The sequence below is a fragment of the Peribacillus sp. GL_122 genome (assembly GCF_057835005.1).
The window spans coordinates 1,708,878-1,721,058 of the sequence record NZ_CM174415.1; the positions used below are offsets into that span (position 1 = coordinate 1,708,878).

The 12,181-nt window shown below is 39.9% G+C and carries 13 protein-coding genes; all 13 read left to right on the plus strand.

Annotated elements, in window-relative coordinates; genetic code table 11:
• Nucleotides 1-3: 3 nt before the first annotated feature.
• The 13 genes from AC3ISB_RS08365 (at nucleotide 4) to dxr (ending at nucleotide 12,177) form a co-directional block, all read left to right on the plus strand.
• A complete protein-coding gene (locus tag AC3ISB_RS08365; protein WP_489276011.1) occupies nucleotides 4-2,046 on the plus strand; it encodes a chemotaxis protein CheW in 2,043 nt (680 codons plus the stop codon).
• A gap of 108 nt (nucleotides 2,047-2,154) precedes the next feature.
• A complete protein-coding gene (locus AC3ISB_RS08370) occupies nucleotides 2,155-2,610 on the plus strand; it encodes a chemotaxis protein CheW (RefSeq protein WP_480339112.1) in 456 nt (151 codons plus the stop codon).
• 4 nt (nucleotides 2,611-2,614) lie between these two features.
• Nucleotides 2,615-3,253 (plus strand): chemotaxis protein CheC, encoded by a 639-nt coding sequence (locus AC3ISB_RS08375; RefSeq protein ID WP_480339111.1) that lies wholly within the window; start codon nucleotides 2,615-2,617, stop codon nucleotides 3,251-3,253.
• Nucleotides 3,246-3,749, plus strand: coding sequence for a chemotaxis protein CheD (locus tag AC3ISB_RS08380; protein WP_098370999.1), 504 nt, complete (start codon nucleotides 3,246-3,248; stop codon nucleotides 3,747-3,749). The genes AC3ISB_RS08375 and AC3ISB_RS08380 overlap by 8 nt, the downstream gene beginning before the upstream one ends.
• Nucleotides 3,750-3,877: 128 nt before the next feature.
• Nucleotides 3,878-4,642, plus strand: a complete 765-nt coding sequence (locus AC3ISB_RS08385) for a FliA/WhiG family RNA polymerase sigma factor (protein WP_480339110.1) — start codon at nucleotides 3,878-3,880, stop codon at nucleotides 4,640-4,642.
• Between the two features lie 234 nt (nucleotides 4,643-4,876).
• Complete coding sequence (locus AC3ISB_RS08390) at nucleotides 4,877-5,509, plus strand: hypothetical protein (RefSeq protein ID WP_489276013.1); 633 nt, start codon at nucleotides 4,877-4,879, stop codon at nucleotides 5,507-5,509.
• A gap of 154 nt (nucleotides 5,510-5,663) precedes the next feature.
• Nucleotides 5,664-6,377, plus strand: a complete 714-nt coding sequence (rpsB, locus tag AC3ISB_RS08395; protein WP_095678842.1) for a 30S ribosomal protein S2 — start codon at nucleotides 5,664-5,666, stop codon at nucleotides 6,375-6,377.
• A gap of 308 nt (nucleotides 6,378-6,685) precedes the next feature.
• Nucleotides 6,686-7,570: a translation elongation factor Ts gene (gene tsf, locus AC3ISB_RS08400; protein ID WP_144527112.1), complete on the plus strand. Its 885-nt coding sequence runs from the start codon at nucleotides 6,686-6,688 to the stop codon at nucleotides 7,568-7,570.
• 125 nt (nucleotides 7,571-7,695) lie between these two features.
• Complete coding sequence (gene pyrH, locus AC3ISB_RS08405) at nucleotides 7,696-8,418, plus strand: UMP kinase (RefSeq protein ID WP_034313639.1); 723 nt, start codon at nucleotides 7,696-7,698, stop codon at nucleotides 8,416-8,418.
• 3 nt (nucleotides 8,419-8,421) lie between these two features.
• Complete coding sequence (frr, locus tag AC3ISB_RS08410; protein WP_480339107.1) at nucleotides 8,422-8,979, plus strand: ribosome recycling factor; 558 nt, start codon at nucleotides 8,422-8,424, stop codon at nucleotides 8,977-8,979.
• 398 nt (nucleotides 8,980-9,377) lie between these two features.
• On the plus strand, nucleotides 9,378-10,151 hold the full coding sequence (gene uppS, locus AC3ISB_RS08415) for an undecaprenyl pyrophosphate synthase (protein WP_144527113.1): 774 nt from the start codon (nucleotides 9,378-9,380) through the stop codon (nucleotides 10,149-10,151).
• A gap of 25 nt (nucleotides 10,152-10,176) precedes the next feature.
• Nucleotides 10,177-10,974, plus strand: a complete 798-nt coding sequence (locus AC3ISB_RS08420) for a phosphatidate cytidylyltransferase (RefSeq protein WP_098371376.1) — start codon at nucleotides 10,177-10,179, stop codon at nucleotides 10,972-10,974.
• Between the two features lie 42 nt (nucleotides 10,975-11,016).
• Complete coding sequence (gene dxr, locus AC3ISB_RS08425) at nucleotides 11,017-12,177, plus strand: 1-deoxy-D-xylulose-5-phosphate reductoisomerase (RefSeq protein WP_480339106.1); 1,161 nt, start codon at nucleotides 11,017-11,019, stop codon at nucleotides 12,175-12,177.
• The last annotated feature ends 4 nt before the right edge of the window (nucleotides 12,178-12,181 follow it).

Sequence of the window (12,181 nt, forward strand, 5' to 3'; positions counted from 1 at the left end):
TGTATGGATATGAATCAATATTTAGAGGTATTTATAGAAGAAAGTAAAGAACATCTTCAAACGTGCAGCGAACAGTTGCTGGTACTCGAAAAGAACCCGGAAGACCTCTCGATCGTAAACGAAATCTTTCGTTCCGCCCATACCTTAAAAGGGATGTCGGCAACTATGGGATATGAGGATCTAGCCAATTTAACTCATAAAATGGAGAATGTGCTGGATGCGATCCGAAACAATCAAATCGCCCTTTCGCCTGAATTGTTTGATGTGATATTTTTAGCGGTTGATGATTTAGAAGCAATGGTCATGTCCATTGCTGAAGGTGGAGATGGAAAAAGAAATGTGAAGGATGTTGTCCATCAGCTGGAAATGATTGAAAAAGGGGAGTCGCCCTTTTCTTCCACCATTGCAGAGATTGCAGCAGCTTCTGCCATCCTAGAAAAGAAGGAAATGTTTGCGGGAGAGTACGATGAATTTGAATGGACAGTACTTCAACAGTCCAAAGATCAAGGCTTTAACAGCTTCGAAATTTCGATAGGGTTGCGTGAGGACTGTCTTTTAAAAGCTGCCAGTGTGTTTATGGTTTTCGAAGTGCTTGAAAAGTCAGGTGAAGTAATCAAGTCACACCCACCCGTCGAACTTTTGGAAGAAGAGCAATTCGATCGGCAATTTATGGTCACGATGGTAACAACAGAATCGGGTGAAGAGATAAAGAAAAAAATCATGAATGTTACCGAAGTGGATCAAGTTGTTGTAAATGCACTTGATCTAGAAAGCATGCTGCATGCAGCCAATTCTAACGAGGATAAAGTTACTGAAATTCTAAAACAAGAGTCAAATAATGCCTTGCTTCCAACTGATAACGATGATAAGAAAAAACAGGCACCCGTTAAGCCGGCATCAAGCAAGACCATTCGGGTGAACATTGAGCGGCTTGATATATTAATGAACTTATTCGAGGAACTAGTAATCGATAGAGGCAGACTTGATCAAATTTCCAGCGATTTGGATAATCAAGAGTTGCATGAAACAGTAGAAAGAATGTCCCGTATAACAAGTGATTTACAAACAATCGTATTGAATATGCGGATGGTGCCCGTGGAAACTGTATTCAATCGTTTTCCTAAAATGGTTCGTCAATTGGCAAGGGATTTAAACAAGAAAGTCAATTTGGAAATCAACGGTGCCGAAACGGAACTTGATCGTACAGTCATTGATGAAATCGGTGATCCTCTCGTCCATTTAATAAGAAACGCCATGGATCATGGAATTGAAACAACTGAAGAACGTTTGGCGAAAGGAAAGAATGAAGAAGGTAAAATCCTGTTAAAAGCATATCACAGCGGTAATCATGTTTTCATTGAAATCGAGGATGACGGCGCAGGCATCAATAAAGATAGAGTCTTGAACAAGGCCCTATCCAATGGAATATTAACTAAGGAAACTGCCGCCACCCTAACGGATAAGCAAATCTATGAATTGATATTCGCTTCTGGTTTTTCGACAGCGGAAACCATTTCAGATGTATCGGGACGGGGTGTGGGGCTGGATGTGGTTAAAAATACTATTGAGTCCCTCGGTGGATCTGTCACGATTGATTCCAAAGAGAATGAAGGATCCATCTTCCTTATTCAACTTCCGCTTACATTGTCCATTATTTCTGTCATGCTGGTTGCAATCCAAAACGAAAAATATGCCATACCGCTTTCTTCCATTATTGAAACAGCAATCATAAAAAAAGCAGATATCATGAATGCCCATAATCAACAAGTTATTGACTACAGGGGGAAGGTTCTACCGCTTCTGTTCTTGAAAGATATATTCGAAGTGCCTATCAGTCAGGAAGAAGAAGAGTCCCTCTCTGTGGTCATTGTAAGAAAAGGCGATAAATTAGCTGGATTAGTCGTTGATTCATTTATCGGGCAGCTGGAAATCGTTCTGAAGTCACTAGGTAATTATTTAACTAGTGCATTTGCAATATCGGGGGCAACGATACTTGGTGATGGTCAAGTTGCTTTAATCATAGATTGCAACACATTGATTCATTGAATGATAGATAAATGGGGCAGGGTCATGGGACGTTGGTTCGACCGTGCCGATTCGTATTTCGTCAAGGCTTCACAATCATCATGAGTTTTTTTAAAAGGAGGGGAATAGATGTCGGAGGATATGAAAGTAATCGTATTTCAAATTAAGGATAAAGAATATACAATTCCAGTGGATAAGGTCAGTGGTATTGAAAAGCTTCTGCATATTACCAGAGTTCCAAAGGCAGTAAAATTTGTTAAGGGAGTCATAAATTTAAGGGGTGTAATCACTCCAATTATTGATTTACGGGTTCGTTTTGGTTTCGAAGAGGTGGAATACGATGAATCAACAAGGATTATCGTCGTCATTCTGGATGATATGGAAGTGGGGCTAATAGTGGACTCTGCCAATGATGTTTTGGATATTCCAGTGGAGAGTATCGAACCTCAGCCTGAAGTTGTGGGCCATTTGGCTTCAGAATACATTAGCGGAGTGGCTAAAATTGAGAAGCGACTGCTAGTCCTAATTAATTTGGAGAAGGCCTTAATTCTGGAAATGACTGAAAATATGTTAAGAGAAGGATAATCATATGTCATTCATTGAGAAAATCACCCCTCTTCACCTCGATATTTTGAAGGAAATCGGTAATATAGGTGCAGGGAATGCAGCAACCGCGCTTTCTGCCATCCTTAATAGGAAAATTGATATGAATGTTCCTAATGTCCGAATCGTTTCCTTTGATGAAATGATGGAAATGGCTGGCGGGGCCGATCAAGTCGTTGCCAGCGTTTTCCTTAGAATAGAAGGTGATGCTTCAGGGAGTATGTTTTTTATCCTTTCGCTACCTGTAGCTGAATACTTGATTCGTAAGATGACTGGTGATGTGACCTTTTTGATAGATTCAGCACCCTATACTGAATTGGCACTCTCTTGCCTTCAGGAATTAGGGAATATTTTATCGGGATCCTATCTCTCTTCCCTTTCTGATTTCACCAGATTGAATATCTATCCATCCGTTCCATCTTTGAGCATCGATATGGTAGGGGCAACGATCAGTTATGGATTATTGGAATTATCTCAAGTAAGTGACGCAGCCATCGTCATTGATACAGTACTTGAAAAAGACCAGCTTTTTGCTGACTCCATTAATGGTCATTTCTTTCTATTACCCGAACCCGAATTTTTTGATATCATTTTTCCCGCTTTAGGAGTGTCACCTAATGACTGAATTGTTAAAGGTCCAGGTTGTTAAGGTTGGAATAGCGGAAATGAATATAATAAAACCTCCCCATACGATTCGTACTTCCGGATTGGGGTCGTGTGTTGGTGTTGTGATTTATGATGAAAAAAAAGAAATTGCAGGTTTGGCCCATATCATGCTGCCTGACTCTTCACTCGCTAAATCGGGACAGATCAACATTGCCAAATTTGCAGATACGGCGATAAAGGAATTAGTGCAGATCTTAGTAAAAGAAGGCGCAAGAATGCCATTCCTAAAAGCGAAGTTGGCTGGCGGAGCGCAAATGTTCCAATTTGCCTCCGGAGGAGATTTAATGAGAATAGGACCCCGGAATGTGGAAGCTGTCCGGAAAGAGTTATCTGACTTGCGGATTAGAGTCGTTGCCGAAGATGTTGGCGGGAATAGCGGAAGAACGATCGAATTCAATTTAAATGATTGTTTGCTAAATATACGTACCGTTACTAAGGGGACTAAAAACATATAGGATCGGATTTGGCTTTTGAAAAGCCAAAAATATGACAGGTACACTTGCTACTGAATTATTATTGTATTTATGGCTTTAGGGGCCGTTTTGATCACAAATCGTATATAACAATGTTAGGAGGATGTCCAATGTCTCATCTGACCATCGAAGAAGAGCAGTTATGTTGGAAAAATTGGGTGGAGTGCAGAGATCCGCTAGCCGGGGACATTTTGGTAAAGAAATACATACCTCTCGTATCGTATCATGTTCAACGTATTTCAGTAAGTCTTCCTAAAAATGTGAGCCGGGATGATATAAGGAGTTTAGGGATGATGGGGTTATTCGATGCCCTGGAACGCTTTGATACGAAGCGTGACCTGAAGTTTGACACGTATGCATCTTTTAGAATTCGTGGTGCTATTTTAGATGGATTAAGGAAAGAGGATTGGCTTCCGCGGAGTGCAAGAGATAAAGCCAAGAAAATTGAATCTGCAATAGAACAGCTGGAGCAGCAATACATGAGGAACCTTTCGCCAAATGAGATTGCCGCTGAATTGAATATCCCGGAAGATGAAGTATATGCTGCATTAAATGAGAATTTCTTTGCCAATGTACTATCTATTGATGAAAATCCCCAAGAGGACGATAAAGAAAGCGCGAATTTTCATATTAAAGATGAAAAGGCGGATTTACCTGAGGAACATGTGTTAAGGGAAGAACTGTATGTGGAATTAGCCAAAGTCATAGAAACGCTTAATGAAAAAGAACAGTTGGTTTTACAGCTTTTTTATAAGGAAGAACTAACATTAACCGAAATCGGACAAGTGATGAGCCTATCTACGTCCCGGATATCCCAAATACACTCGAAAGCGATATATAAATTAAGGAACACGATGCAAAATCAAAAGATTTAATCATGATATTTTGATTGAAGGGGGCTTTGGAGAACGAAGAAAGCCCCTATATGTCAACTTGAAAGAATTCTTACGGGTATCCGCATCAATTAATGTTTCGAAATCACAGAATGCTCGAACTGCACTTTGTCATGAAAGCATAGAGAAAGTAATCAAGAAAAAACAACAGTGAAAAAAGATCCCCATCCGTATTAAGGTAACAGGATTGACTATTCCGGTTAATTAGGAGGCAACATGTCAGCGTTTTTTATATTTCTGTTGTTTGTATTAAACATATTCACCATTTTTGCCATCATCGTTTTATATCTTCGCCAAAATCGTTTAAGTAAGTTGGAAAAAGACCAAAAAGCCATCATCGGAGAAATGGAACAACTTTTGTCTGGTTATTTAATGGAGATGAAAGAGGACAACGAGACATTGGTAAAGGCATTCACCAATTCGGTGGCATTGAATCACGATCATGGACAAAAAGGACAAGAACATGGTTCAATCAAGGAAACAAAGGAAGATAAGGAAGAAAAACAAGAACAAAACATTGAGTATGAAGAGGGAAGTCGTGCCGCAGCTAAAATGCAGGTGATTAACGCTTATAAAATAGTGCCTGAAGAAAATGAGGCCAATGCTTTACTCGTAAAAGTCGAGGACAAATTGGAGCTTTCATCGGCAGTCACTTCCCCTCAAATCGAGGGGAAGCCGGCTGGCATGGAATTTTCGGACATGCTGCAGGCTTCGTTAAATGAATGGTCATTGAATGAAAAAGTGGATATGTTAGCGGATCAAGGGAATTCAGTAGAGGAAATCGCCAAAAAGTTAGGTCGCGGTCAAACGGAGATAGAGCTATTACTAAAGTTTCGCAAGAATAGATAAAGTTATCTCTTGATTGTACAGAGCCATTATGATATATTATGAAATGGTGTTAATACACACGCCCCGTGATTCTTGCAGATGGTGCTGTTACGACAGTTTCTGTATGAAAATGATCGGTGCGGAGGAAAAACAAAACCATTTAGGAGGAACTAAAATGTCAGTCATTTCTATGAAACAATTGCTTGAAGCTGGTGTGCATTTCGGACACCAAACACGTCGCTGGAACCCGAAAATGAAGAAATATATCTTCACTGAGCGTAACGGCATCTACATCATCGACCTTCAAAAAACAGTTAAAAAGGTTGAAGAAGCTTATAACTTCGTGAAAGAACTAGCTGCTAACGGTGGTACTGTTCTTTTCGTCGGAACTAAAAAACAAGCTCAAGAATCTGTTAAAGAAGAAGCTATCCGTTCTGGTATGTACTATGTAAACCAACGTTGGTTAGGTGGAACTTTAACAAACTTTGAAACAATCCAAAAACGTATCACTCGTCTTAAAAATATCGAAAAAATGGAAGAAAACGGAACTTTCGAAGTCCTTCCTAAAAAAGAAGTTATCCAACTTAAAAAAGAATGGGATCGCTTAGAAAAATTCTTAGGCGGTATTAAAGATATGAAGACTCTTCCAGATGCGATCTTCGTTATCGACCCTCGCAAAGAGCGTATTGCTGTTGCGGAAGCACACAAATTACACATTCCACTTGTTGGTATCGTTGATACAAACTGTGATCCGGATGAAATCGATGTAGTTATTCCTGCGAATGACGATGCAATCCGTGCTGTTAAATTATTAACAGGTAAAATGGCAGATGCTATCTTAGAAGCTAAACAAGGCGAAGAAACAGCAACTGAAACAACTACTGCTTAATAAGTAAAAAAGGTTGCTTATTCAGTAAGAAAAAAGGTGATAAGAGGATAATGCCTTTTATCCCTTTTTTTTGCACTAAATAAACATACATAAAATCGCTGTACGGAATGTCTTTTTAAAAAGGTATGGGCGATTTTTGAGGGATGAAAATCATCAACTAGTTTAGCTCCGTCAAATTGACTGAAAAAGTTGATGTTTTTTCAGGAAAATTGTCAATACTCGTTATTTTCCTTGATGATAACAAGTATTTTTGGCAATAATGGGTAAAGATTGAATAAACTGCATTTAATTTGAGGAGGATATATATTATGGCAATCACTGCACAATTAGTTAAAGAATTGCGTGAAAAAACTGGTGCCGGTATGATGGACTGTAAAAAGGCGCTTGTACAAACAGAAGGCGATATGGAAAAAGCAATCGATTTCCTACGTGAAAAAGGGATTGCAAAAGCTGCTAATAAAGGCGACCGTATTGCTGCTGAAGGTCTAACTTCAATCGTTGTGGAAGGAAACCAAGCGGTTATTCTTGAAGTGAACTCAGAAACTGATTTCGTTGCTAAAAACGAAGGCTTCCAACTTCTTGTTAAAGAATTGGCTTCATTCCTTCTTGCTAACAAACCTGAAAGCGTTGAAGCAGCTCTTGAGCAAACAATGGAAAATGGAGCAAAAGTTGCAGATCATATCAATGCTGCTGTTGCAAAAATCGGGGAAAAGTTAACTCTTCGCCGTTTCCAAGTCGTTTCTAAAACAGATAACGACGCATTTGGTGCATACCTTCACATGGGTGGACGTATCAGCGTACTATCAGTTCTTGAAGGTACAACTGACGAAGAGGCAGCTAAAGGCGTTTCAATGCATATCGCTGCAATTAACCCTAAATATATCTCTCGTGACCAAGTAGATGCCAGCGAACTAGAACGCGAACGCGAAGTTCTTACTCAGCAAGCACTTAATGAAGGAAAACCTGAAAAAATCGTTGCGAAAATGGTTGAAGGACGTATCAATAAATTCTACGAAGAAATCTGTGTTAACGAACAAGCTTTCGTTAAGAACCCTGATCAAAAAGTGGGACAATTCGTTGAATCAAAAGGCGGAAAAATCCAATCATTCGTTCGTTATGAAGTAGGGGAAGGTCTTGAAAAACGTCAAGAAAACTTTGCTGAAGAAGTAATGAATCAAGTTAAAAAAGACTAATTGTCAGATAATTAATAATAGGGAACACTCTTGTGTTCCCTATTTTTTGAAATGTCATGAATTTTTGGTAGTATTGCAAGAAAGCATGATGAACGAATGAAAAGATTACATAGTTGGAGGTTCTCATGAGTAACGCTAAATATAAACGTGTCGTTCTAAAACTAAGTGGCGAAGCATTAGCCGGTGAAGAAGGATTTGGAATTAACCCTGCAGTAATTAAATCCATTGCTGAACAAGTCAAGGAAGTGGCTGAGCTTGATGTGGAAGTGGCTGTTGTTGTCGGTGGCGGAAACATTTGGCGCGGAAAAATAGGCAGTGAAATGGGCATGGATCGTGCTAATGCCGATTATATGGGTATGCTGGCTACAGTCATGAACTCATTGGCATTACAAGACAGTCTTGATCAGCTTGGAATTGAAACGCGCGTGCAAACTTCCATTGAGATGAGACAAGTCGCAGAACCATACATTAGACGCCGTGCAATCAGGCACCTTGAGAAAAAGAGAGTGGTGATTTTTGCAGCTGGTACAGGTAATCCATACTTCTCAACGGATACCACTGCCGCCTTGCGTGCTGCTGAAATTGAAGCTGATGTCATCTTGATGGCGAAGAATAATGTGGATGGCGTATACAATGCAGATCCGGTTAAGGACAAAAATGCAGTTAAGTATGATAAACTTTCCTATCTTGATGTGATTAAAGAAGGGTTGGAAGTAATGGATTCAACTGCGTCCTCACTATGCATGGACAATGATATTCCATTGATCGTCTTCTCAATCATGGAAAAAGGTAATATTAAACGTGCCGTTTTAGGCGAAACGCTTGGAACTATCGTAAGGGGGAAATAAAAGATGCCGAAACAAGTTATTTCGAATGCGAAAACGAAAATGGAAAAAGCCATTGGAGCGTACACACGTGAATTAGCAAGCATCCGTGCCGGAAGGGCAAATGCCTCATTGCTTGATAGAATCTCGATTGATTATTATGGTTCGCCGACACCAGTTAATCAAGTGGCTGGCATTTCTGTCCCGGAAGCTAGATTATTAGTCATTCAACCATATGATAAAACGGTATTGGGTGAAATTGAAAAGGCGATTTTGAAATCAGACTTAGGCTTAAATCCTTCTAATGATGGATCGGTCATCAGGATAGCCATTCCGGCGTTAACTGAAGAGCGCAGAAAAGAGCTTGTGAAAGTTGTGAAAAAAGAAGCGGAAGAAGCGAAAATAGCTGTCCGTAATGTGCGTCGAGATGCTAATGATGATTTGAAAAAGCTTGAAAAAAGTGGTGAAATCACTGAAGATGATTTACGTGGCTTTGCTGAAGACATCCAAAAGATGACAGATGGCAATATCACGAAAATCGATGAAATTACAAAAGATAAAGAAAAAGAAATTTTGGAAGTATAATTTCCGCTGAAGAATTGATTAAATAAAGAGGGCCGAATCCATACCGGGTCATGTCTTGGTTCTAACATATAGGTGTGCTTAAAGGAGAAAACTGTTATAATAAGGTTTCTCCGATAATGATTACTCCTTGAGTTAGTATGTTGCATGCAAACGTTGGAGGTGGTCCTTTTTTTGCATTTTTCACGGTAATCATAACCGGTTTTAGAAAAAAAGAAGTAATGATTTCTCCCTTTCTAGCTTCTAATGAAGAAATAATTTTCATAATAATAATATGAGAACCAGTTTTTTTTTGATATTATAATATAGATTCTTTTTAAGCGGCAGAAAGCTTATATACATAGTGCACGAAAACTTTGCCTTTGTAGAGAGATAAGTACAACCTGATGGGGGACTAACATATGTATTCACTTTGGAAGCGTTTCGTTAAAAAAGATGCTTCTTCCGATGTAACAAATAGGATTCAGCATATTAAACAGTTTGATGTTCCTCAGCATATCGCCATCATTATGGATGGGAACGGCCGTTGGGCCAAAAAGCGTGCATTGCCACGTGTGGCGGGTCATCATGAAGGTATGAAAACCGTTCGTAGAATTACGAAAGTTGCCAATAAATTAGGGGTCAAAACTTTGACAGTCTATGCGTTTTCCACTGAAAATTGGAAACGTCCGAAAAGTGAAGTCGACTTTTTGATGAAGCTTCCACAGGAATTTCTTGGGACATTTTTACCCGAGCTCATTTCCGAAAATGTAAGAGTTGAAATGATAGGGGATTTGTCTCTCATTCCGTCACATACTCAAAGTGCCGTTAAACGGGCAATGGAAGACACGAAAGGCAATGATGGGATGATTCTGAATTTTGCCCTGAATTATGGAAGCCGCGGGGAAATTGTATCTGCAGTGAATAGCATCATTCAAGATGCTAAGAATGGTATAATAAAGGAAAATGTAACTGAGGAAATGCTATCCAGTTACCTGATGACCAAACATTTGTCGGATCCTGATTTACTGATCCGTACAAGCGGTGAAATCCGTTTAAGTAATTTCATGCTTTGGCAGGCGGCTTATACTGAAATGTGGTTTACTGAGGTGTTATGGCCGGATTTTAGTGAAGAGCATTTATTGCAGGCAGTTGAGGAGTATCAAAAGCGTTCACGAAGATTCGGTGGCGTTTAATGTAGAAGGCGAGGAAAATGGAATAATGAAACAACGAATTATTACGGCGGTCGTAGTTGCCGCTATCTTCATTCCACTAGTCATTTTAGGGGGCACTCCCTTTTTACTGACGGTTTATCTGTTAGGGTCAATTGGTTTGTATGAACTGATGAAAATGAAAAAGTTACGTGTACTGTCTTTTGAAGCATTTCTTTCACACATATTATTGTGGGTGCTTTTATTGCCTAATGAGCATACTGCTTTTTTAGCAGAAATAAATTACGATAAAGTTCAAGTCTTCTTAATCGGGGTTTTGCTGCTGTTACTTTATACAGTCGTTTCAAAAAACCGTTTCACTTTTGATGACGCAGGCTTTCTAGTGATTTCAATCCTATACTTGGGGATAGGTTTCTACTACCTATTTGAAACACGTGACTCTTTGGGGTTGGGGCTGATCTATATCCTGCTTACCCTATTTACGATCTGGGCGACCGATTCCGGAGCCTACTTCATTGGTAAATCACTTGGTAAAAGAAAGCTTTGGCCAGAAATAAGTCCAAACAAGACGGTAGAAGGATTTATCGGCGGGTTATTTTCCGCTATGGTAGTGGGTGTTCTATTTTACGTCTTCTCCAACCTTGACTACACGTTATTACAATTATTATTGATTTCATTAATCATTGGGGTATTCGGGCAATTGGGTGATCTGGTCCAATCGGCGTATAAACGTCATTATGGCGTTAAAGATTCAGGGAAGCTTCTCCCGGGACATGGAGGGATTTTGGACAGGCTTGATAGCGTGATATTCATTTTACCGATTTTGCATTTATTGCATGTTTTATAATATAAATATAGGCAAGCGTTATTGAATTAGGAGATGAACAATTTGAAAAATATCAGCCTTTTGGGCGCGACAGGATCGATTGGTCAACAAACAGCGGATGTAGTTAGGTCCCATCCTGATCAATTCAAGATCGTGGCGCTTTCTGCTGGAAAGAATATAGAATTGGTCAGGACTTATATACAAGAGTTTGAACCGAAACTGGTTTCAGTCCAGACGGAAGAAGATTATCATGTTTTGAAAAGTGAATTCTCCAGCCGCAAAGATATCGAGTTCATGTATGGAGATGAGGGATTGACTGCTGTTGCCGTTTATGGTCAGGCTTCGATATTGGTCAATGCTGTCATCGGAAGCGTGGGTCTTTATCCGACACTTCAAGCAATAAAGGCTAAAAAAGATATTGCTATCGCCAACAAGGAGACTTTGGTGACGGCAGGTCATTTGGTCATAAGTGAAGCAAAAAAAGCGGGGGCCAGATTGCTGCCGGTTGACAGTGAGCATTCCGCTATTTTTCAGGCATTGCAAGGTGAAAAGGAAAAAAATATAGAACGCCTAGTCATTACCGCTTCGGGAGGCAGTTTTCGAGATCGGACCAGGGAAGAATTGAAGGATGTAACGGTGGAAGAGGCACTGAACCATCCGAACTGGTCAATGGGAGCTAAAATCACGATCGATTCAGCATCAATGATGAATAAGGGATTGGAAGTAATTGAGGCCCACTGGCTATTCGATCTTCCCTACGATAAAATTGATGTATTGCTACATAAGGAGAGCATCATCCATTCCATGGTTGAGTTTCATGACTCCAGCGTAATAGCACAACTGGGGACACCGGATATGCGGGTGCCGATACAATATGCACTTACTTATCCAGACCGTATTCCGCTAGCAGGACGCAAACGACTTAATCTTGCTGAAGCAGGCAAACTGCATTTTAGTGATATGGATTTCACCAGATATCCTTGTTTGCAATTCGCCTATAAAGCAGGTAAAATGGGCGGAACTATGACTACTGTGTTGAATGCCGCCAATGAAGCCGCAGTCTCTGCATTCTTATCTGGAAAGATAACCTTCCTTGAGATTGAAATGTTAATTGAAAAAGCGCTGAATCAGCATTCCGTCATAGCCCTTCCAGATTTAGAAACGATTCAGGAAGTCGATAATATGACAAGGCAGTATATAGAATCTTTAGTGAAAGATAGGTGACCGG

Excerpts from the sequence above, each read along its gene's own strand:
- AC3ISB_RS08365 (WP_489276011.1), top strand. The coding sequence starts at position 4 with ATGGATATGAATCAATATTTAGAGGTATTTATAGAAGAAAGTAAAGAA.
- AC3ISB_RS08370 (WP_480339112.1), top strand. The coding sequence starts at position 2,155 with ATGTCGGAGGATATGAAAGTAATCGTATTTCAAATTAAGGATAAAGAA.
- AC3ISB_RS08375 (WP_480339111.1), top strand. The coding sequence starts at position 2,615 with ATGTCATTCATTGAGAAAATCACCCCTCTTCACCTCGATATTTTGAAG.
- AC3ISB_RS08380 (WP_098370999.1), top strand. The coding sequence starts at position 3,246 with ATGACTGAATTGTTAAAGGTCCAGGTTGTTAAGGTTGGAATAGCGGAA.
- AC3ISB_RS08385 (WP_480339110.1), top strand. The coding sequence starts at position 3,878 with ATGTCTCATCTGACCATCGAAGAAGAGCAGTTATGTTGGAAAAATTGG.
- AC3ISB_RS08390 (WP_489276013.1), top strand. The coding sequence starts at position 4,877 with ATGTCAGCGTTTTTTATATTTCTGTTGTTTGTATTAAACATATTCACC.
- rpsB (WP_095678842.1), top strand. The coding sequence starts at position 5,664 with ATGTCAGTCATTTCTATGAAACAATTGCTTGAAGCTGGTGTGCATTTC.
- tsf (WP_144527112.1), top strand. The coding sequence starts at position 6,686 with ATGGCAATCACTGCACAATTAGTTAAAGAATTGCGTGAAAAAACTGGT.
- pyrH (WP_034313639.1), top strand. The coding sequence starts at position 7,696 with ATGAGTAACGCTAAATATAAACGTGTCGTTCTAAAACTAAGTGGCGAA.
- frr (WP_480339107.1), top strand. The coding sequence starts at position 8,422 with ATGCCGAAACAAGTTATTTCGAATGCGAAAACGAAAATGGAAAAAGCC.
- uppS (WP_144527113.1), top strand. The coding sequence starts at position 9,378 with ATGTATTCACTTTGGAAGCGTTTCGTTAAAAAAGATGCTTCTTCCGAT.
- AC3ISB_RS08420 (WP_098371376.1), top strand. The coding sequence starts at position 10,177 with ATGAAACAACGAATTATTACGGCGGTCGTAGTTGCCGCTATCTTCATT.